This is a genomic window from Paraburkholderia unamae, assembly GCF_003096875.1.
GTDB classification, from domain to species: domain Bacteria; phylum Pseudomonadota; class Gammaproteobacteria; order Burkholderiales; family Burkholderiaceae; genus Paraburkholderia; species Paraburkholderia unamae.
In genome coordinates this window covers 72922-92698 of record NZ_QEOB01000002.1, presented here as the reverse complement: position 1 = coordinate 92698, position 19777 = coordinate 72922, and the positions used below count along the sequence as shown (strand labels likewise).

General features: G+C 66.1%; 18 protein-coding genes. 9 read left to right on the top strand and 9 right to left on the bottom strand.

The annotated features are described in order from the left end of the window. Nucleotides 1-154: 154 nt before the first annotated feature. Nucleotides 155-1261, top strand: coding sequence for an aromatic ring-hydroxylating oxygenase subunit alpha (locus tag C7402_RS04325; RefSeq protein ID WP_112169687.1), 1107 nt, complete (start codon nt 155-157; stop codon nt 1259-1261). A 136-nt stretch (nt 1262-1397) separates the two neighbouring features. Next, on the top strand, nt 1398-2267 hold the full coding sequence (locus tag C7402_RS04320; RefSeq protein ID WP_112169688.1) for a sulfurtransferase: 870 nt from the start codon (nt 1398-1400) through the stop codon (nt 2265-2267). A 21-nt stretch (nt 2268-2288) separates the two neighbouring features. On the opposite strand, the gene C7402_RS04315 is transcribed toward C7402_RS04320, so the two are convergent. The 3 genes from C7402_RS04315 to polA all read right to left on the bottom strand — a co-directional run bounded on the left by C7402_RS04315 (nt 2289) and on the right by polA (nt 7558). Beyond that, the gene (locus C7402_RS04315; protein ID WP_116609735.1) at nt 2289-3161 is read right to left on the bottom strand and encodes a dienelactone hydrolase family protein; all 873 of its coding nucleotides are present in this window, start codon (nt 3159-3161) and stop codon (nt 2289-2291) included. 82 nt (nt 3162-3243) lie between these two features. Next, nucleotides 3244-4620: an NAD(P)/FAD-dependent oxidoreductase gene (locus tag C7402_RS04310; protein ID WP_116609734.1), complete on the bottom strand. Its 1377-nt coding sequence runs from the start codon at nt 4618-4620 to the stop codon at nt 3244-3246. Nucleotides 4621-4861: 241 nt separating this feature from the next. Then, nucleotides 4862-7558, bottom strand: a complete 2697-nt coding sequence (gene polA / locus C7402_RS04305) for a DNA polymerase I (RefSeq protein ID WP_341869228.1) — start codon at nt 7556-7558, stop codon at nt 4862-4864. A gap of 112 nt (nt 7559-7670) precedes the next feature. On the opposite strand from polA, the gene C7402_RS04300 reads away from it, so the two are divergent. After that, nucleotides 7671-8444: an LOG family protein gene (locus C7402_RS04300; RefSeq protein WP_112169692.1), complete on the top strand. Its 774-nt coding sequence runs from the start codon at nt 7671-7673 to the stop codon at nt 8442-8444. 94 nt (nt 8445-8538) lie between these two features. On the opposite strand, the gene C7402_RS04295 is transcribed toward C7402_RS04300, so the two are convergent. Continuing rightward, nucleotides 8539-9474, bottom strand: a complete 936-nt coding sequence (locus C7402_RS04295) for a transcriptional regulator GcvA (RefSeq protein WP_116609732.1) — start codon at nt 9472-9474, stop codon at nt 8539-8541. 99 nt (nt 9475-9573) lie between these two features. Between C7402_RS04295 and C7402_RS04290 the strand changes: the two genes are divergently transcribed. Beyond that, nucleotides 9574-10179, top strand: a complete 606-nt coding sequence (locus tag C7402_RS04290; protein ID WP_116609731.1) for a chromate transporter — start codon at nt 9574-9576, stop codon at nt 10177-10179. Beyond that, on the top strand, nt 10176-10703 hold the full coding sequence (locus C7402_RS04285) for a chromate transporter (RefSeq protein WP_112169695.1): 528 nt from the start codon (nt 10176-10178) through the stop codon (nt 10701-10703). The genes C7402_RS04290 and C7402_RS04285 overlap by 4 nt, the downstream gene beginning before the upstream one ends. Before the next feature lie 17 nt (nt 10704-10720). Here the strand turns inward: C7402_RS04285 and C7402_RS04280 are convergent, their stop codons facing one another. Then, on the bottom strand, nt 10721-11932 hold the full coding sequence (locus tag C7402_RS04280) for an MFS transporter (RefSeq protein WP_116609730.1): 1212 nt from the start codon (nt 11930-11932) through the stop codon (nt 10721-10723). Nucleotides 11933-12016: 84 nt separating this feature from the next. Beyond that, nucleotides 12017-13513, bottom strand: a complete 1497-nt coding sequence (locus C7402_RS04275; protein WP_372460314.1) for an AMP nucleosidase — start codon at nt 13511-13513, stop codon at nt 12017-12019. A gap of 291 nt (nt 13514-13804) precedes the next feature. Here C7402_RS04275 and C7402_RS04270 point away from each other — a divergent pair, with 291 nt between their 5' ends. From C7402_RS04270 to C7402_RS04260, 3 genes are all read left to right on the top strand, one after another. Next, nucleotides 13805-14212, top strand: a complete 408-nt coding sequence (locus C7402_RS04270; protein ID WP_116609729.1) for a hypothetical protein — start codon at nt 13805-13807, stop codon at nt 14210-14212. Nucleotides 14213-14395: 183 nt separating this feature from the next. Continuing rightward, a complete protein-coding gene (locus tag C7402_RS04265; RefSeq protein ID WP_116609728.1) occupies nt 14396-15403 on the top strand; it encodes a homoserine kinase in 1008 nt (335 codons plus the stop codon). Continuing rightward, the gene (locus C7402_RS04260) at nt 15394-16209 is read left to right on the top strand and encodes a BPSS1780 family membrane protein (RefSeq protein ID WP_116609727.1); all 816 of its coding nucleotides are present in this window, start codon (nt 15394-15396) and stop codon (nt 16207-16209) included. Before C7402_RS04265 ends, C7402_RS04260 begins: the two co-directional genes overlap by 10 nt. A gap of 102 nt (nt 16210-16311) precedes the next feature. Here the strand turns inward: C7402_RS04260 and C7402_RS04255 are convergent, their stop codons facing one another. Further along, nucleotides 16312-16491 (bottom strand): DUF3563 family protein, encoded by a 180-nt coding sequence (locus C7402_RS04255; RefSeq protein WP_112169701.1) that lies wholly within the window; start codon nt 16489-16491, stop codon nt 16312-16314. 101 nt (nt 16492-16592) lie between these two features. Beyond that, on the bottom strand, nt 16593-17777 hold the full coding sequence (locus C7402_RS04250; protein ID WP_116609726.1) for an extracellular catalytic domain type 1 short-chain-length polyhydroxyalkanoate depolymerase: 1185 nt from the start codon (nt 17775-17777) through the stop codon (nt 16593-16595). A 294-nt stretch (nt 17778-18071) separates the two neighbouring features. Here C7402_RS04250 and C7402_RS04245 point away from each other — a divergent pair, with 294 nt between their 5' ends. Continuing rightward, nucleotides 18072-18776 carry a phosphatase PAP2 family protein gene (locus C7402_RS04245; RefSeq protein WP_112169703.1) on the top strand — a complete coding sequence of 235 codons (705 nt, stop codon included), beginning with the start codon at nt 18072-18074 and terminating at the stop codon, nt 18774-18776. A 51-nt stretch (nt 18777-18827) separates the two neighbouring features. Here the strand turns inward: C7402_RS04245 and C7402_RS04240 are convergent, their stop codons facing one another. Continuing rightward, on the bottom strand, nt 18828-19718 hold the full coding sequence (locus tag C7402_RS04240; RefSeq protein WP_116610063.1) for a TOBE domain-containing protein: 891 nt from the start codon (nt 19716-19718) through the stop codon (nt 18828-18830). Between the last annotated feature and the right edge of the window lie 59 nt (nt 19719-19777).

The window sequence follows — 19777 nt, the reverse complement described above, 5'->3', positions numbered from 1 at the left end:
CTGCGCTTCCCGCCGTCTAGCCGGTGTAATTTTGGCAAAAATCAGTCACTTAGCTACCCCATGACGGGGTAACCGGGTATAATCGCCGGCTCCCTAAATCGAATCTTCGATGGTTGGGTTGTTCACTGCTTTCACGTCTTCATCGGGAGTGGGAATGTCCAATCTGAGCAATGCATTGCAGCTGAAGTCCGTCCATAGCCAGCTGCCAGTCACCGCTTATTTTGACGAAGCGCTACTCAAGCGCGAAATCGACACGCTTTTCCAGAAAGGTCCTCGCTACGTCGGCCACGAGCTCATGGTGCCCGAGGCGGGGAATTATTTTGCGCTGCCTGGCGAGAAAGAGGGCCGCGTGCTCGTTCGCAACAAGAGCGACGAGATCGAACTGCTCTCGAACGTCTGCCGCCACCGCCAGGCCATCATGCTAAACGGTCGCGGCACGGCAGACAACATTGTATGTCCGCTGCATCGCTGGACCTACGACCTCAAGGGCGAACTGCTCGGCGCGCCGCATTTCGCGGACAAGCCCTGCCTGAACCTCAACAACTCGCCGCTGCAAAAGTGGAACGGCCTGCTGTTCGAGTCGGCGGGCCGCGACGTCGCGCGCGATCTCGCACGCCTTGGGCCGGCCAAACACCTCGACTTTACGGACTATATGTTCGATCACGTCGAGGTTCACGAGTGCAACTACAACTGGAAGACCTTCATCGAGGTCTATCTGGAAGACTATCACGTCGTGCCGTTCCACCCTGGCCTCGGCAACTTCGTGTCGTGCGACGACCTCCAGTGGGAGTTCGGCGAGTGGTACAGCGTGCAGACGGTCGGCGTGCACAATCACCTCGGCAAGCCGGGTAGCCCGACCTACCGCAAGTGGCACGACGAGGTCCTGCGCTTCCGTAACGGCGTGCCGCCCGAGTTCGGCGCGATCTGGATGGTGTACTACCCGAATCTCATGATCGAGTGGTATCCGCACGTGCTCGTGGTGTCCTGGCTCATTCCGCAGGGCACGCAGAAGACGACGAACATCGTCGAGTTCTATTACCCCGAGGAAATCACGCTGTTCGAGCGCGAGTTCGTCGAGGCCGAACGCGCCGCCTATATGGAAACGGCCGTCGAAGACGACGAGATCGCCGAGCGCATGGACGCCGGCCGTCGTGCCCTCTTCGAGCGCGGCGTTTCGGAAGTCGGCCCGTACCAGAGCCCGATGGAAGACGGCATGCAGCACTTCCACGAGTTCCTGCGCCGCGAGTTGGGACCGATCTGACGCCCGGCTGACGCGAGCCGGGGGCCATGCGAACGCATCACGGAAAGACGGGCTTAGGCCCGTCTTTTTGTTTAGACTGACGGCATCGGGCCGCAGCGCATGCACATGCCGGCCTCGCACGATCCAAGGAGCCGTCATGCCTCACACGCACTACACCACGCTGATCTCCGCCGCCAATCTGCACGAACGCCTGAGCGCCGCTCCCGGCAGCGTACTCGTGTTCGACTGCCGCTTCGATCTCGGCAACCCCGCCGCGGGCGAAAACGCCTACGCGGCCGGACATTTGCCCGGCGCCCAATACCTGCATCTGGATCGCGACCTCTCCGGGCCGAAGACGGGCAAGAACGGCCGCCATCCTCTGCCCGACCGCGCCGCGCTCGTCGCCACGCTCTCGTTGCGCGGGCTCAACGAAGGCCAGCAGGTCGTGACCTACGACGCGCAGGGCGGCGCGTACGCCGCGCGCCTGTGGTGGCTGCTGCGCTGGCTCGGCCACGACTCGGTGGCGGTGCTCGACGGCGGCCTGCAAGCCTGGGAGGCGGCCGGCTTCCCGCTCGTGCGCGACGTGCCCGCGCCCGCGCGCGGCACCTTCAAGGCCGGTGCGCCGTTGCAGGTGACCGTGGATGCGCAGGCGCTCGTGCGCAATCTCACCACGCACGATCTCACGGTCGTCGACGCACGCGCCGCCGACCGCTATCGCGGCGAAAACGAAACGATCGATCCGGTGGGCGGCCACATTCCGGGCGCGCGCAACCGCTTCTATCAGGACAACCTCACGCCGGACGGCCGCTTCAAGTCGGCGCACACGCTGCGCGAAGACTTCACGGCCGTGCTGCCGGGCACGACGCCCGAGCACGTGGTCCTGCAATGCGGCTCGGGCGTGACCGCCTGCCACAACGCACTCGCGATGGAGATTGCCGGCCTGCACGGCGCGGCGCTGTATCCCGGCTCGTGGAGCGAATGGTGCGCCGACCCGTCGCGGCCGGTCGCCACGGGCCCGAATCCTTAAGGCGCAGGCCGGAGCACGGCGTCACGCGACGCCGTGCTCCTTGAACCACGCAATCGCGCGCTTCCAGCCGTCTTGCGCGTCGGCCTTGCGGTAGCTCGGCCGGTAGTCCGCAAAGAATGCGTGCCCCGCATCGTCGTACACGACGATCTGCGAGCCGCGCCCGCCCTGCGGAGCTTGCGCGATGGCGGCTTTCATCTGCGCCAGCGTGTCCTGCGGGATGCTCTGGTCCTGCAAGCCGTACATCGCGAGCACGGGCACCTGCAAGGTGTTCGCTAGATCGAGCGGATTGCTCGGCGCGTTCGCCGTGTGCTCGCCCGCCACGCGCCCATACCACACCACGGCCGCCTTGATATGCGGGTTGTGCTCCGCGTAGAGCCACGCATAGCGCCCGCCCCAGCAAAACCCGTTGACGCCCACGCGCTTCGTGTCGCCGCCGTGCTCGCCCGCCCACGCGATGGCCGCGTCGAGGTCGCCCATCACCTGGGCGTCGGGCACCTTGCTCGCGATGTTCTCGTTGATCTGCTGGATCGTCGGGTACACCGAGGCGTCGCCCTGGCGCACGAAGAAGTCCGGCGCGATGGCCAGATAGCCGAGCTTCGCAAAGCGGCGGCATACGTCGGCGATATGCTCGTGCACGCCGAAAATCTCGTGAATCACGATGATGACCGGCAAGTGCGTCTTGCCGCGCGGCTGCGCGCGATACGCCGGGATGAGCGTGCCGCCCGACTGGAAGCCGATCTCGCCGGCTTCGAGACCTTCGCTATCGGTGTGGATGGTTTGCGCGGAGACCGGCAGCACGGCAGCGGCGAATCCGCTGCCGAGCGCGGCCTTGATGAACGTGCGCCGGTTGAACGGCACGTGCGGGACGAGGCTATCGACTTCGGGTTTCAGCATGCAGCGCTCCTCAAACGTCAAACAGCGGAAACAGGCAGCATAGCGCCGCGCCCCTGGGCGCAAGCGCCGCTCAATGCGGCTGCTAGTGCAGCTTCACACGCGGCAGCGTCGTGCGGCGCAGCCAGTGCGCGAAGGTATCGAGCACCATGCGCGCGTAGCCATGCAGCGCCGCGATGTGCAGCCGGTACAGCGACATGTACATGAAACGTGCAAACAGTCCTTCGATCAGCATATTCCCGCCGATCAGCCCGCCCATCAGATTGCCGACCGCGCTGAAGTGGCCGAGCGACACCAGCGAGCCGAAGTCGCGATAGGTGAACTCCTCCAGCGGCTTGCCCACAAGCAGATTGCCGAGCGACTTGAACAGGAAAGTGGCCTGCTGATGCGCGGCCTGCGCGCGCGGCGGCACACCGCGCTCGTGGCCCGGCCATTCGCAGGCCGCGCAATCGCCGAGCGCGAAGATGTTGTCGTCGACTTCCGTTTGCAGCGTGCGGCGCACGATCAACTGGCCGAGCTTGTTGACGGTGAGGCCGTCGAGCCGCGCCAGCACGGCGGGCGCGGTGATGCCCGCGGCCCACACGGTGAGGTCCGCGCGCAGGTTCTTGCCGCTCGCGGTACGCACGACGCCAGGCGCCACTTCGGTCACGCGTTCGCTCGTCAGCAGCTTCACGCCGAGCTTCTGAAGCAGCTCGCCCGTTGCCGAAGAAACACGCTCGGGCAACGCAGGCAGAATGCGCGGGCCCGCCTCGATCAGCACGATGCCCACGTCATGCCGCGGGTCGAGCTTGTGCAGTCCATAGGCCGACAGCACCTGCGCGGTGTTGCGCAGTTCAGCGGAAAGCTCGACGCCCGTCGCGCCTGCGCCGATGATCGCCACCTGCACGCGCGGCTCAGCGCCGGCGTTCATGGCGGGCGCGAGGTCGTCTGCCGTCACCTCCGCCGCGACTCTTTCGGGCGCCTGATGTTCGGCACGTATGCACGCGGCAATCAGACGCTTGCGAAAGCGCTCGGCCTGCTCGACGGTATCGAGCGCGATGGAATTCTCAGCCGCGCCCGGCACGCCGAAAAAGTGCGTCGTGCTGCCGATCGCGAGCACGAGCGTGTCGTATTCGAGCACGCGCTCGGGCAACATTTCCGCACCGTCGTCGTCGAGCACGCGCCCGAGCGTGATGCGCTTCGCCGTGCGATCGAGACCGGTCAGTTCGCCCTGCTGAAACTCGAAGCCGTGCCAGCGCGCCTGCGCCGGATATTCGAGCTGATGCGTGAACGGGTCCATGCTGCCCGCCGCGACTTCGTGCAGGAGCGGTTTCCAGATATGCGTCGGGTAGCGGTCGACCAGCGTGACCGATGCCGCTTGCGGCTTACCCCGCTTCGCGCGCGCTTCGCCGTAACGGTCGCCGAGCCGTGTCGCCAGCTCCAGCCCGCCTGCGCCTCCTCCCACAACGATAAAGCGATGCATAGACTCTCCGTGCATGTCGAAAGGCGATGGAAAGGCCGATGCATCGACAACATCCCGTGCGATGCACCGGCCCTCGATTCATTGTCGGCTGACGGAGCGCGCGGCGGCAACCCTCGCGGCGCGCATTCGCGACATCTCGCACGCGAGGCTTGCCTAATGTCGCGCGCGCAGTTACGGCTTTGCTACGGCAAGGCGCATTCAGTATGTGCTTAGTAGAGCTTCGTTGCGCAGAAGCGGAACATCAGTGGGCTTCTTCCCAGTTCTCGCCCACGCCCACTTCGGCCACGAGCGGCACCTTGAGCTGCGCCACCGAACACATCAGTTCGGGCAGGCGCTTGCGCACTTCGGCAAGCTCGGCGTCGGGCACTTCGAGCACCAGTTCATCGTGCACCTGCATGATCATCTTCGTGCCGATCTTGCGTTCGTCGAGCCACGTCTGCACCGCGATCATCGAAAGCTTGATGAGATCCGCGGCCGTGCCCTGCATCGGCGCGTTGATGGCGGCACGCTCGGCCGCCTGGCGGCGCGGGCCGTTGCCCCCGTTGATCTCGGGCAGCCACAGGCGGCGGCCGAACACGGTCTCGACATAGCCGCGCGACTTCGCGTCCATGCGCGTTTCGTCCATGTAGCGCGCCACGCCCGGATAACGCGCGAAATAACGGTCGATATAAAGCTTCGCCGCGTCGCGCGTGATGCCGAGATTCGACGCGAGCCCAAACGCGCTCATGCCGTAAATCAGGCCGAAGTTGATGACCTTCGCGATGCGGCGCTGGTCGTTGCTCACTTCGAGCGCCGTCACGCCGAACACCTCGGCGGCCGTGGCGCGGTGAATGTCGTCGCCGCGCGCGAACGCCGCGAGCAGCGATTCGTCGCCCGAGATATGCGCCATGATGCGCAGTTCGATCTGCGAATAATCGGCCGAGACGATCTTGTGGCCCGCCGGCGCGATAAAGGCCTCGCGAATGCGCCGGCCTTCGCCCGTGCGCACGGGAATGTTCTGGAGATTCGGATCGTTCGACGCAAGACGCCCCGTGACCGCCACGGCCTGCGCGTAGTTCGTGTGCACGCGGCCCGTTTGCGCGTTGACCATGCGCGGCAGCTTGTCCGTGTACGTGGACTTGAGCTTGGCAAGGCCGCGATGTTCGAGCAGGAGCTTCGGCAACGGATAGTCTTCGGCGAGCTTTTGCAGCACCTCTTCGTCGGTGGAAGGCGCGCCGCTCGGCGTTTTCTTCACCACCGGCAGTTGCAGCTTCTCGAAGAAGATCTGGCCGATCTGCTTGGGCGAGCCGAGATTGAATTCGCCGCCCGCGAGCGCATACGCGCCCTGTTCGAGTTCGACCAGGCGCACCGCGATCTCGGCGCTTTGCTTCTCGAGCCGCTCCGTGTCGATCAGCACGCCGTTGCGCTCCATCTTGCGCAGCACACGCGAGGTCGGCAGCTCGATGCTGCGATACACGTAGTCGAGGCCCTTCTCCGGCGCGATCTGCGGATAGAGCGCGCGATGCAGTTGCAGCGTGACGTCGGCGTCTTCGGCTGCGTATTCGGCGGCCTTGTCGAGCGCGACCTGGTCGAAGCCGATCTGCTGCGCGCCCTTGCCCGCCACCTCTTCGTACTTGATCGTCTTGATGCCGAGATGGCGCAGCGCGAGGCTGTCCATGTCGTGGCTGCGATGCGATTCGAGCACATACGATTCGAGCATCGTGTCGTGCTCCACGCCGTTCAGCTCGATGCCGTAGTTCGCGAGCACCTGCTCGTCGTACTTCATGTGCTGGCCGACCTTCTTGTGCTGCTCGCTTTCGAGCCACGGCTTCAGGCGCGCGAGCACGTCGTCGAGCGGCAACTGGTCGGGCGCGTCAGGCCCGCGATGCGCGAGCGGCAAATAAGCGGCCACGCCCGGCTCCGTCGAAAACGACATGCCGACGAGCCTTGCGACCATCGGGTCGAGCGCCGTGGTCTCGGTGTCGAACGCGGTGAGCTCGGCGGCTTCGATCTTCTTGAGCCACGCGTCGAACTGCTCCCACGTCTGGATGGTTTCGTAGTGGCGCGGCGCGTCGACGAACAGCGCGGGCTGCACGTTCGCGTCTTGCTCGGGCGCATTGCCGGCAGTCGTTGCGGGCACGGTCTCGCTCTGCTGCGCCGCCTCGTTGACTTCACGCAGCCAGGTCTTGAAGCCGTGGCGCGCGAAGATATCGCGCAGTTCTTCGGGCGCTTCCGGGCGCGTCGCGAGCGACGCCCCGATCGATTCGATATGCGGCGCGAGATCGCACGCGGTTTCGACCGTCACGAGCTTTCTGGCCATCGGCAGGAAGTCGAGCGCGTCGCGCAGGTAACCGCCCACGGCGCCCTTGATCTCGTCCGCATGCGCGATCACGCCGTCGAGCGAATCGTATTGCGTGAGCCACTTCACCGCCGTTTTCGGGCCGCACTTGTTCACGCCCGGCACGTTGTCGACGGTGTCGCCGATGAGCGAGAGATAATCGATGATGCGCTCCGGCGGCACGCCGAACTTCGCGATCACGCCTTCGCGATCGAGCGTTTCATTCGTCATCGTGTTGATGAGCGTGACGTGGTCGGTCACGAGCTGCGCGAGGTCCTTGTCGCCCGTGGAAACGATGACCTTCATGCCGCGCTTCTCGGCCTCGCGCGCGAGCGTGCCGATCACGTCGTCGGCCTCCACGCCTTCGATCATCAGGAGCGGCCAGCCGAGCGCGCGCACGGCCACGTGGATGGGCTCGATTTGCGCCGCCAGCGGCTCGGGCATGGAAGGCCGGTTCGCCTTGTACTCGGGATACCAGTCGTCACGAAACGTCTTGCCCTTTGCATCGAACACGCACGCGCTATACTCTGCCGTAACGTCCTTGCGCATGCGACGCAGCATGTTGATGATGCCGTATAGCGCGCCAGTCGGTTCGCCGTCGGGACCGCGCAAATCCGGCATCGCATGGAAGGCACGATAGAGATAGCTAGAACCGTCGACCAGCAACAGGGTCTTACCTTCCAGCTCATTTTGTTGCTGTAGCTTTGTATCCACGCGTAGGTCTTCAGGCATTATGGACAAGAGAAAAGTGATTCCGAGTCTGCGTTCACTCGCAGATCAAGAGCGCGCAACGGCCAAGAAGGCGCGCGCATCGTGGCAGATGTTCACGATTATGGCAGAGTTTATCGAGGCGACCGAGTACCTGTCCGAGATCCGGCCGGCGGTCAGCATCTATGGCTCCGCACGCCTGAAACCGGAGTCGGAGTATTACCAGCTCGCCACCACGATCGCTCGAAAAGTGTCGGACGCGGGCTTCGCCGTGATCTCCGGCGGCGGTCCCGGCATCATGGAGGCCGCGAACCAGGGCGCGCATGCGGGCAAGTCGCCTTCGGTGGGCCTGAACATCGAGTTGCCGCACGAGCAGTCGGGCAACCAGTGGCAGGACATCTCGCTGCGCTTCCGCCATTTCTTCACGCGCAAGGTCACGTTCGTGAAGAACTCGGACGCCGTGATCGTCATGCCCGGCGGCTTCGGCACGCTCGACGAACTGGCCGAAGTGCTCACGCTCATCCAGACCAAGAAGTCGCGTCACGTGCCCATTATTCTCGTGGGCTCCGTATTCTGGAAGGGCCTGCTCGACTGGTTCCGCTCGGCGCTCGTGCCCATGGGTCTCATCAATCCCGAAGACATGGACTTGATGCAGGTGATCGACGACCCGGACCAGGTGCTCGAAGCCGTCCTCAAGTTCTACGAAGATGCGGACGCAGGCGAGGAATCCACCAAGGAGCATCCGGCGCGACGCGACCGCGACGCGGACTCCGACGACGACCGGATGTTCTACCTCTGACGTTCGGCTCGGGGCACGATAGCCCCCAGGGCGCGGCGTCTGCACAGGCCTTTTGCACCGGCCTGCGTAGCACCTGCGCCCGCCCCCGTCTTCCTCACGCTTTCTCCAGGCTTGCAGGCACGCCAGGTGCGCCGGGCGCACCGTGCGGCGGCCGCCCTATCGCCTGCTCCTCCAGCCAGCGGCAAAACTGCGCGACGAGCGGCGCCTGCGCCACTTCGCGGCGCGCCACCCACCAGTAACCACGCGCATCGAGATGCGGCCCCGCGAGCGGCGCGACGAGGCGCCCCGACGCAAGCTCGTCGTCGAGCAGCGGCAGCGGGCCGAGCGCTACGCCAAGACCATCCACGGCGGCCTGCAAGGCCAGATAGAAGTGGTCGAACGACTGCTTCTTCCTGCATTTGGCCTTCACGCCCGCGGCCGCGAGCCAGGTGCGCCACGCATCGGGCCGCGTATCGGAATGCAGCAGCACGTGGCGCGCAAGATCGCTTGCCTGCTGGATCGGCGCGCGCTTGAGAAGCGCCGGGCTGCACACCGGCAATTCCGTCTCGTCGAGAAAGTGCCCCGCCTCGCAATCGGGCCAGTGCGCCGGACCGCGCCGCACGGCCACGTCGAAGCCTTCCAGCCGCTCGACGGGCGCATTCGAGGTGGCCAGCCGCAGCTCCACGTTCGGCGCGAGCCGCTGAAACTGCGAGAGCCGCGGCAGCAGCCACTTCATCGCAAACGTGGGAAGTGCGTTCACGCGCAGCACATGAACCACACCCGTGTCGCGCAGTTGTTCCGTTGCGCGCGCGATGTCGTCGAACGCCGACTGCACGGCGGCGAGGTAGCGCCGCCCGTCCTCGGTCAGCGCAACCCGCTTGCCATGCCGGTGAAACACCTGCACGCCGACCCACGCTTCGAGTGCCGCCACCTGGCGGCTGATGGCACCGTGAGTCACATTGAGCTCGCCCGCCGCAGCGGAGAAGCTGTTGTACCGCGCGGCGGCTTCGAACGCGCGCAGCGCGGGAAAGGGAGGAAGAGTACGTGCCATGCTTGTGAGTGTAGATCACAAGAGGCCGCCTTAAAAATCGTTTTGCCGCGCGCGCGTTTGCGCTTACCCTCGGAGCTTGCCTCAGAGGTCCCCATTCCAATGAAACACGTCACTTCCCCGCCCGTTGCCGCCGAATCCGGCGCGCACGCCGACCTCATCACGCCCAGCGTACGCGATCTCTTCTTCGGTTTTCTCGGTCTCGGCTTCACCTCGTTCGGCGGCGCGCTCCCATTGGCGCGGCGCACCATTGTCGAACAGCGGCGCTGGCTTTCCGCCGGCGAATTCACCGATCTGCTCGGCTTGTGCCAGTTTTTGCCCGGCGGCAACGTCATCAATCTTTCGGTTGCGCTCGGCATGCGCTTTCAGGGCTGGCGCGGTGCGCTCGCCGGCATCCTCGGCCTGATCGCGGGTCCGTCGCTCGTCGTGATCGGGCTTGGCGTGCTGTACGAGCGCACGCAGAACGATCCACACGTCCAGCATCTGTTCGTCGGGCTTGCCGCGGCGGCCGCCGGCCTGCTCGTTTCGATGGCCGTGAAGATCGTGCTGCCGCTGCGGCGCGACCCGGCGGCGCTGGTTGTCGCCGCACTGGGCTTCGTGGCGATCGCCGTGTTGCGCACGCCGCTTCTGACGACCATGCTCGTGCTCACGCCCATTGGCATCGCGCTTGCGGCTCGCGCCGCGCGCAAGGAAGGAGCCGCCCGATGAACGACACGCTCATTGCGCTCGCTTCGATCTTCAGCCAGCTCTCGCTGCTCGCGTTCGGCGGCGGCAATACGATCCTGCCCGAGATGCAGCGCCAGGTGGTCGAAGTGCACCACTGGATGCCCGCGAGCGAGTTCAGCGCCCTCTTCGCGCTCGCCCAGGCCGCGCCTGGCCCGAACATGATGATCGTGACGCTGGTGGGCTGGCACGTGGCCGGCTGGGCGGGCATGCTCGTCACGTCGATCGCGAAGTTCGGGCCTTCGTCGCTCGTGACGATCGCGGCGCTGCATGCGTGGGATCGCTTCAAGGACCGCCCGTGGCGGCGCATCGCGCAGAAGGGGCTCGTCCCGGTGACAGCGGGCCTCGTGGCCGCGAGCGCCGTGCTGATCGCGAAGGCTTCCGATCCTTCGTGGATCGCGTGGGCGATTACCGGCGTGTGCGCCGTGCTCGCGTTTCGCACGAAGATTCACCCGCTATGGCTGCTTGGCGCGGGAAGTCTGATTGGATTGACGGGGTTCGGGCAATAAGTCGACGAGAGGCGTGGCTACGCCTCTTCGATGCTCGCCATCCACGCCGCGCGCCGGCCGCGAAACGCAATCAGCGCGACACCGATCACGGCCATGCCCAGAGTGAGTATGAGAATGACGTGGCCCGCCCCAAGGCGAGTCGCGAACAGCCCGACAACGAGACCGGCAAGCGGCTGAGTCAGATTGTTCAGTAGTGCGATCAGACCGACCGTCTTGCCGAAGTCCTCGGCGGGAATGAGCCGCTGCCGCGCGCCGCGCATGAATACGCTGAACATCTTGTCGAAGCCGATGACCGCGACAAAGCCCGCGACATAAACAAAAGGCCACGAGACCCACCCGGTCAGCAGCCCGCCGAGCACGATCAGCAAATAGGAAGCCGCGCCCGACACTCTCGCGGGCAGCTTCACATGGGCAACGAACATCAGCACAACGACCGTCGCGATCGAGCCCGCGACTTGCAGCAGCGCGTAAGACGAAGCCGTCTGGGCATACACGCCCGTGAACATGGCCGCCGATGTCGCAAGCGTAACGCCGACGACCAGATTCACGCCCGCCGCAAGACAGACCAACTCCAGAAGGCCCGGTATCGCGACGATATGCGCGAAGGCAATGCGATAAGGTTCGAGCCCGAGCTTGCCGCCCGGCGCCTGTGTGGAAACGGAGTCGGGCAGCGTTTGCGCGCGCGTCCAGCGCGAAAACGCCACCTCGGACACGATGAAGATCGCGGCGGCGGCCAGCACCACGTACTCCCAGCGCGAGATATCGAGCAGGCCGGCGGCGGCGAGCGGTCCGAGCACGGTGCCCAGTTGATCGGCGATCTGCGTGTACGAGAGGCTCTTGCGGTAGCTATCGCCGTGGAAGATGTGCGGCAGCATGGCCTCGCGGGCCATGCTGCCTTGCGTCGTGAGCACGCCCGCCGCCGCCGAAATGACGATGAGCCAGGCGAGGCTGCCGTGCAGGGCATAACCGGCCACGCCGCCCACGCAAACAAATGAACGCCAATGCTGGCTCCAGCGAATCAGCTTGAGCGTGGATACGCGATCGCAAAGCGCCCCGCAAACCGGAAACGCGGCGAAGCGCGGCAGCGCTTCACAAAAGAACGCGATGCCCGACCAGGCCGCGCTCCCGGAAAGCTTGAATACCACGAGCGGCACGGTGAACAGCAGGACCTGATCCGCGAAGCGCGTGAGCAGCAGCGAAAGGTAAAGGAGTCGATGGTGCCCGCGCACGCCGGCATTCCTTGAAGGTGGACGATGACGGCAAGGAAAACGGGCGAGCCGCCCGCACCTGGCCGCCCGTTTTTCGAGCCGCGACTACTGGAACGCCACCTCAGCGAAGCTACGCAGTTTCCGGCTATGCAGCTTGTGCAGGCCGTTGGTGCGCAGAATCTCCATGGCCTTCACGCCGATCTGCAAATGCTGGTCGACCTGCGCGCGATAGAACGAATCGGCCATGCCCGGCAACTTGAGTTCGCCGTGCAGCGGCTTGTCGGACACGCACAGCAAGGTGCCGTACGGCACGCGAAAGCGGAATCCGTTCGCGGCGATGGTCGCGCTTTCCATGTCGAGCGCGATTGCGCGGCTTTGCGAAAGGCGCAGCACCGGCTCGCGGTGATCGCGCAGCTCCCAGTTGCGGTTATCGACGCTCGCCACCGTCCCCGTGCGCATCACGCGCTTGAGCTCCACGCCGTCGAGCTTCGTGACGTCCGCCACCGCGCGCTCGAGCGCGAGCTGCACCTCGGCGAGCGCCGGAATCGGCACCCACAGCGGCAAGTCGGCGTCGAGCACGTGATCCTCGCGCACATAGCCGTGCGCGAGCACGTAGTCGCCCAGGCGCTGCGTGTTGCGCAGGCCCGCGCAGTGTCCCAGCATGATCCACGCATGCGGGCGCAACACGGCGATGTGGTCGGTGATCGTCTTGGCGTTCGAGGGCCCCACGCCGATGTTGATCATCGTGATGCCGCTGCCGTCGGCGCGCTTGAGGTGATAGGCCGGCATCTGCGGCAGGCGCGCGGGCGCCGTGCCTTCGTCGCCCTGCTCGCCGAGGTTCGCGTTATACGTGACCACGTCGCCGGGCTCGACGAACGAGGTGTATTCGCTGCGGTAATTGCGCAGGTCGGCGTCGTCGGTGTGCGCCATCATCGCGCGGCCGAGCTTCACGAACTCGTCGATATAGAACTGGTAGTTCGTGTAGAGCACGTAGTTCTGCACGTGCGTGGGCGAGGTGGCCGTGTAGTGCTTGAGCCGGTGCAGCGAGAAGTCCACGCGCGGGGCGGTAAAGAGCGCGAGCGGATGCGGCTCGCCGGGCTGCGGCTCGTAGGTGCCGTTGACGATGCGGTCGTCGAGCTGCGCGAGATCGGGCGTATCGAACACGTCGCGCATGGCGACGAGGCGCTCGCGGTCGAGATCGCCTTCGAGGTGAATGCCTTCGGCGAACGCGAAGTGCACCGGAATCGGCTGATCCGACACGCCCACTTCGATGCCCACGTGATGGTTCTTCGCCAGCAGGCGCAACTGTTCGCGGTAGTAATCGCCGAACAGGTCGGGCCGCGTGACGGTGGTCTCGAACACGCCGGGGCCCGCCACGAAACCGTACGAGCGGCGCGAGTCGATATGCGTGTTGACGTTGGTGCGGATGCGGACGTACGGGTAGCAGGCGCGCACGCGCCGGTCGAAAGACTCGCCGCGGCGATAGCGCGCAAAGGCGTCGCGCAGGAAAGACGTGTTCGCTTCGTAAATGCTCGAGAGGCGCGCCACGGCGTCGGCGGCGTCGGCGAAAGATTCGTCCGGGAAATCGTGCGCCGGCATCATGAGGGGCCGCAGGTAGCTATCGTTGTTCATCTTCGTTCGCCTCTCCGTTTGATGGAACCACATTACCACGGAAGATGCGTCTTTCAGATGGCGGCCCCCGCCGCGCCCAGGGCTTTTGCGGGCCCCGGCGCGCAAGCGCCGCGAGCACCGCGCACCGCCCGCCCGGCGCGGGCCTCAGCGCTTGCGCGACATGGGGCGCAGCGGCCGGATTTGTTAGAATCGAAGCATCCCAGCTTCGTATGTGACCCGAGTCAGGGCTGAACCCCCACTCCGGTCGACAGGAGAATCATCATGAAGTCGCACCTTCTTGCCGCCGTCGCGGCGACGCTCGCTTTCAGCGGGCTCGCCATGGCCGCCCCAGCCGACGACGCCAGGACCGCCGTCGAGGCGCAGTCCGCGCAGTCCGAGAACGAACGCGCCGGCCTGCCCGATCTGGCCGCGATCAACAACAAGCCGACGGCGCACGTCACCTCGAAGGTCGATATCAACGACGTGCCGCGCAAGCCGAGCTTTCACGAAGTGAGCCCGAACGGCACCGAAATCACCGAATACCGTGACAAGGGCAAGCCGGTCGAGATCAACGTGCATTCGAACTTCGGCACCCGTTATTCGATGAGCGCGAACCCCGACACCTCGCCGCAAGTGCGTCAGAACGGCCAGGCCAGCACACGCCTGCCGTCGATCAACCTGCATTACTGATCCATCCGGGCGCGCGCCTGCCTTGACCGGGCAGGCGTGCGCTCACGCCATGCGCGCCGCCTCCGCAACGAGGGCCGACGCCATGGCGCCCGAACCGGCCGCGCTCGCGAGACCTGAGAGCAGCACAAGCAGCACGAAGCCGCGCTTGCCGCCCGACTATTACAAATCAACCGACCTTCTTGCATGGCCGTCTTCACCGCTGTCACCGACAACCAGCTTGCCCAATGGCTGCGCGACTACGATCTCGGCGATGTCGTCGAATTTCGCGGCATCCAGTCCGGCATTGAAAACAGCAATTTCTTCCTGACGACGACGCGCGGCGAATACGTCCTCACGATCTTCGAAAAGCTCACGGCCGAACAACTGCCGTTCTATCTGGACCTGATGCGCCACCTCGCCGCGCACCGCGTGCCGGTGCCCGACCCCATGCCGCGCAAGGACGGCGCGCTGTTCGGCCTGCTCCAGGGCAAGCCCGCGGCGGTCGTCACGAAGCTCGAAGGCGCGCCCGAACTCGCGCCCGGCGTGGAGCACTGCGCGGAAGTGGGCCAGATGCTCGCGCGCATGCATCTCGCGGGGCGCGACTACCGCGGCGACCAGCCGAACCTGCGCAGCCTCTCCTGGTGGGAAGAAACGGTGCCGACGGTGCTGCCCTTTCTCGACGAGGCCCAACGCACGCTGCTCGCGGGCGAGCTTGATCACCAGCGCGCGTTTTTCGGCTCGGCCGACTACGCGGCGCTGCCGGGCGGCCCGTGCCATTGCGACCTGTTCCGCGACAACGCGATGTTCGCGCACTCGCATCCGGCCCCGGGCCACGAAGTGCGGCTGGGCGGCTTCTTCGACTTCTATTTCGCCGGCTGCGACAAGTGGCTGTTCGACGTGGCCGTGACGGTGAACGACTGGTGCGTCGACCTGCCCACGGGCAAGCTCGACACGGCGCGCGCCGACGCGCTCCTGCGCGCCTACCAGACCGTGCGCCCCTTCACGCCCGAGGAAACGCGCCACTGGATCGACATGCTACGTGCAGGCGCCTACCGCTTCTGGGTCTCGCGCCTGTATGATTTCCACCTGCCGCGCTCGGCCGAACTGCTCAAGCCCCACGATCCCGGCCATTTCGAGCGCATCCTGCGCGAGCGCATTGCCGACAGCGCCTCGGGCTCCCATCACGCCTTGCCCCATCGCCCATGCAACTAATTGAAGTCCCCGCGAAGGCGGGCTACGTCTGGTTCCGCCAGGGCATCTGGCTGTTCCGCCGCAATCCGCTCGCGTTTCTCACGCTGTTTTTCGCCTATTTGCTGGCGATGACACTGATTTCCGCCATTCCCGTGATCGGCGGCGTGCTGCCGCTCCTGTTCGTGCCCGGCGTGGCCGTCGGCTTCATGGCGGCATGCCGCGACACGATCGCGGGCAAGCCGGTGTTCCCGACCATCCTGATCGACGGTTTCCGCTCGTACGGCAGCGGCGTGGCCAAACACCTCCTCACGCTTGGCGCAATTTACGTGGTGGCCATGCTGCTGGTGCTCGCGGCGTCGGCGTTCGTGGACGGCGGCGCGCTGCTGCGCCTGATGACACTCGGCGGCACGCTCGACACCGATTCGCTCGAAAACACCAACGTGCCGCTCGCGGTGCTCGCCTCGCTGCTCTGCTACGTGCCCGTTTCGATGCTGTTCTGGTTCGCGCCCGTGCTCACGGCGTGGCACGACGTGCCGCCGGTGAAGGCCATGTTCTTCAGCGTCGTGAGCTGCTGGCGCAACAAGGGCGCGTTCGTGGTGTACGGCGCGCTGTGGTTCGCGGTGTCGACCGTCGTGTCGATCGGCTTTACGACGCTCCTGCACGCGCTCGGCGCCGGCGACTATACGGTGGCGATCCTGATGCCCGCGCTCATCATCGTGACGACGATGCTCTACTGCTCGTTCTACGCGACTTATCGCGGCTGCTACGGCGTGCAGGAGAAGCAGGCCGCCGAAATGCCGGGATCGGGCTCGGGTTCGGGCCGCTGAGCGGCGCGTTCAACGGCACGCAACGCGTGCGTAAACGCAAAAACGGCGCCTTTTGGGGCGCCGTTTTCTTTTCGCACCCCGATCAGGGCACGGGCTTCCTGCTTAGCCGTAGTGATTCATCCACGACGGATGACGCGTGGCCTTCTCGCGATCGAGCTTGCGCATACGGAATTCGAGATCGTAGATATCGACCGATTCCGACAGATACGCTTCTTCGCGCTGTTGGCGGCGGGTCTCGGCGGTTTCGGAGAGGAACAGGAAAAGACGGCTGAGCAGGTACATGATTTGGCCCTTCTAGACGGGCACGCGCCCGCGAAACGAATGAGCTCATTATAGGGTAAACCCTATTACGGGTAAACCCCATAATTTGCCTGCGGACGCGCTTAGCCTGCGTCCTGCGTCAATTCGTCGTCGTGAAGCTCGTCCACGGCTTCGCGATGATGCGGCTCAAAAAAGTCCCAGATCATCGCGCTGGCATCCGGCCCCGTCGAGGAGTGGAACGGCACGGTGTCGTCGCCGCCGCTCCAGGCGTGGTCGAGGTCCGCCACGCGGCACAACCGCACGACGCTCGCGCCGTCGAGCTCGTAATCCTGCTCGCGATAGCCCTCCTTGAAGATCTCGCGCGAGACGACGCCCTGGCGCACGCCACGCTCGTCCGCGAGCCCATTGAGGCGCAGCAGTTGCAGCGCGAGCTGCTCGGCATTCACGGGCGCGACCACGGCGTCGGCATCGCCCTGCACGACAATCGCCGGCATGCCGGGGTGCGGGCGCGCACCCAACTGGCTATCCACCAGCGCCACGGGATCGTGGTGCACGCCGCGCCGCATCACGTCGAGCGCCGAGATGCCCGAGCGCGCCTCGCCGAAAGCGGGGCCGGAGTGCAGCGCCACGGCAGCGAAGCGGCTGGGCGAACCCACGGCCAGCATCATCGCGAGCCCCGCCCCGGCGGACAAGCCCGCCAGATAGACACGCGAGTGGTCGAAGCCATGCTCCTCAACGAGCGCGTCGACGAGCGAGACGACCGCGGCCGCCTCGCCGCCGCCGGCCGTGTCGCGCGCGTCGTACCAATGCCAGCACTGATGCGGGTGCGCGCGCTCCGACTGCTCGGGATAGACGACCGCGAAACCGTGGCGGTCGGCGAGCAGATTCATGCGCGTGCCCTCGGCGAACGAATCCATGGTTTGCTGGCAGCCGTGCAACATCACGACGAGCGGCATGCCCGCCGTGGGCCGCCCCTGCGGCAGGTAAAGGCCGTAGGCCAGCGTGCGCCCGGCATGCTGGGCACCGGCCGGCGCGACATGCTCCGCGCGGCGCCACTCGCCCTCGGCCCAGGCGGCCGCGCGCGGCCCCACGCGGGACTCGCGCACCGGTGCGCCGTTGTTCGGGCGCGCGGCCGGCGCGGCTTGCTGCGCCGCCTGCTCGGCCGCGGCCTGGGCGGCGCGCCAGATAGCCTGGGGCTGCGGCGCGTCGATTCCCGCGCTCTTGAGGGCGTCGCGGGCTGCCCGATGCTGGATGGCGAGCAGACGTCGCATGCCACCTGCCCATAGCTTCGTCAGATTTTTCGTCATCTATGGCCTCGTAAAAGGGTCTGACACATCGTGGCGATTTGCCGCGATCTGTCGTTGTGCAACGCACAATAACACCAATTGGTCGAGGTTGCAGATCGGACGGGTCCGAGATTGGTCCGGCTGCGCCTTGCGTTCGAACGACGCATGGCGCTTGCTTCGATGCGGCACGGCTATACTGGAAACATGCTCGATGCGCTTGTCGGCCAGCCGGCCCGGTCGCGCGTTACTTATATGGGGTGGCTGGTTAGCGGCAACCCTTGCATCCTTATCAAACACGCCCGGCGGCGCGGACTCATGCCAGATTTACCCATTCATCTGTGGTACTCGATTACCAACCTCGGCGGCGCGGGCCTCACCTTGCCGCTCGCGCTGGCGATCGCGCTATGGCTCGTCGCGGGCTATTCGTGGCGCATGGCGGCAAGCTGGGTCTTTCTGCTCGGCGTGGCGATCGGCCTCGTGACGCTGACCAAGATTGCCTTTCTCGGCTGGGGCGTGGGCGTGCGCGAAGTCGACTTCACGGGCATCAGCGGGCACGCCATGCTCTCCACGGCCGTGTATCCCGTTGCGTTCTTTCTGATGCTGCAAGGCGTGCCGTCCGTGGTGCGGGCGGCGGGCGTCGTCATGGGCGTGGGCGTGGGGCTCGCCGTGGCGCTCTCGCGCGTGGTGCTCGACGCGCATTCGCCCTCCGAAGCGGTCACCGGCTGCATTGTCGGCGCGCTCACGGCGCTCGTGTTCGCGCGCTACTGGTGGCATGCAAAGGCACAACGCATTTCGGCGGCCGTCGTCGCGTTGAGCCTCGCGGCGCTGACTGTCGCACTGCACAACGTGCACGTGCCCACGCATCGCTGGGTCACGAACATCGCGCTGACCGTTTCGGGCCACGACCGGCCCTACGTGCGCGCCAAATGGAAGGCTGGCCGCACCAACCGCGCGCCCGACGCCCCGATCTCGCAGACCCGCAACGGCCTCACGCCGCCCCCGCAGCGCCACGCAGCCTGACGGCGCCCAGCGGGCCGCGCCCCGGCCCGCTACGCTCGAGCCGGCCGCACCTCAGCCAGCCACTCCCAGCAACACGCTTGAGGCCTTGAACACAGCGGTCGCCGCTTCTCCCGGAGCGAGGCCGAGCGCATCCACGCTCGCGTCGGTCACGATCGCCGCGATCACGACGCCGCCCGGCAAGGCCAGCGTCACCTCCGCGTTCACGGCGCCACGCCGCACGACCTCGACGACGCCGCTCAGCCGGTTGCGCGCCGACAATCGCGCCGCGTCGGCCGAACCCGCGACCAGCACGATCGACGTCGCCTTCACCAGTGCCACCACCTGCGCGCCAGTCTGAAGCCCGAGCGCCTGGGCGCTCTCGTGCGTGATCGTGGCGACGAGCATGTCTCCACCCGGCAGCGTGATCGAGACTTCGTCGTTCACGTCGCCTTGAGCGACGCGCGCCACCGTGCCGAAAAGCTGATTGCGCGCGCTCGTGCGCATCGCGAGGCGGCCAAGCACGGCCAGATCGCGTTCGAAACCGCCGCCCTCCTGAGCGCCTGCGCCCAGCGCCTGGGCCGCGCGTTCGAGAAAACGCCGATGCTCGCGCTCGATGGCGCGAAACGTTTCGACAAGACGCAACGCGCGCGGCGTGAGCGTCGTGCCGCCGCCGCCCTTGCCGCCCGCCGCGCGCTGCACGAGCGGCTCGCCCGCGAGATTGTTCATGGCGTCGACGGCGTCCCACGCGCCCTTGTAGCTCATGCCCACCGCCTTCGCCGCGCCCGTGATCGAGCCGGTCGTGCGGATCGCTTCGAGCAGCGCGATGCGCGCCGCGCCGCCGAGCATCTGCTGCCCGGACTGAAACCAGACCGAACCGCCAAGGCGCAGTTCGGCGTTGGCATCGGCTTGAGGGTCGGCGTGGCCGGGCCCGGCGGGCGGGGGATTCGAGGCGGCGGAATTCATCATGCGCAAAACGAAAAATGGACAAGACGGCAGGAGCCGGAACACCGGCCCGGCCTCAC

Excerpts from the sequence above, each read along its gene's own strand:
- C7402_RS04315 (WP_116609735.1), bottom strand. The coding sequence starts at position 3,161 with ATGCTGAAACCCGAAGTCGATAGCCTCGTCCCGCACGTGCCGTTCAAC.
- C7402_RS04255 (WP_112169701.1), bottom strand. The coding sequence starts at position 16,491 with ATGTACCTGCTCAGCCGTCTTTTCCTGTTCCTCTCCGAAACCGCCGAG.
- C7402_RS04270 (WP_116609729.1), top strand. The coding sequence starts at position 13,805 with ATGAAGTCGCACCTTCTTGCCGCCGTCGCGGCGACGCTCGCTTTCAGC.
- C7402_RS04310 (WP_116609734.1), bottom strand. The coding sequence starts at position 4,620 with ATGCATCGCTTTATCGTTGTGGGAGGAGGCGCAGGCGGGCTGGAGCTG.
- C7402_RS04260 (WP_116609727.1), top strand. The coding sequence starts at position 15,394 with ATGCAACTAATTGAAGTCCCCGCGAAGGCGGGCTACGTCTGGTTCCGC.
- C7402_RS04290 (WP_116609731.1), top strand. The coding sequence starts at position 9,574 with ATGAAACACGTCACTTCCCCGCCCGTTGCCGCCGAATCCGGCGCGCAC.
- C7402_RS04240 (WP_116610063.1), bottom strand. The coding sequence starts at position 19,718 with ATGAATTCCGCCGCCTCGAATCCCCCGCCCGCCGGGCCCGGCCACGCC.
- C7402_RS04320 (WP_112169688.1), top strand. The coding sequence starts at position 1,398 with ATGCCTCACACGCACTACACCACGCTGATCTCCGCCGCCAATCTGCAC.
- C7402_RS04285 (WP_112169695.1), top strand. The coding sequence starts at position 10,176 with ATGAACGACACGCTCATTGCGCTCGCTTCGATCTTCAGCCAGCTCTCG.
- C7402_RS04265 (WP_116609728.1), top strand. The coding sequence starts at position 14,396 with ATGGCCGTCTTCACCGCTGTCACCGACAACCAGCTTGCCCAATGGCTG.
- polA (WP_341869228.1), bottom strand. The coding sequence starts at position 7,558 with ATGCCGGATTTGCGCGGTCCCGACGGCGAACCGACTGGCGCGCTATAC.
- C7402_RS04300 (WP_112169692.1), top strand. The coding sequence starts at position 7,671 with ATGGACAAGAGAAAAGTGATTCCGAGTCTGCGTTCACTCGCAGATCAA.
- C7402_RS04250 (WP_116609726.1), bottom strand. The coding sequence starts at position 17,777 with ATGACGAAAAATCTGACGAAGCTATGGGCAGGTGGCATGCGACGTCTG.
- C7402_RS04325 (WP_112169687.1), top strand. The coding sequence starts at position 155 with ATGTCCAATCTGAGCAATGCATTGCAGCTGAAGTCCGTCCATAGCCAG.
- C7402_RS04245 (WP_112169703.1), top strand. The coding sequence starts at position 18,072 with ATGCCAGATTTACCCATTCATCTGTGGTACTCGATTACCAACCTCGGC.
- C7402_RS04275 (WP_372460314.1), bottom strand. The coding sequence starts at position 13,513 with ATGATGCCGGCGCACGATTTCCCGGACGAATCTTTCGCCGACGCCGCC.
- C7402_RS04295 (WP_116609732.1), bottom strand. The coding sequence starts at position 9,474 with ATGGCACGTACTCTTCCTCCCTTTCCCGCGCTGCGCGCGTTCGAAGCC.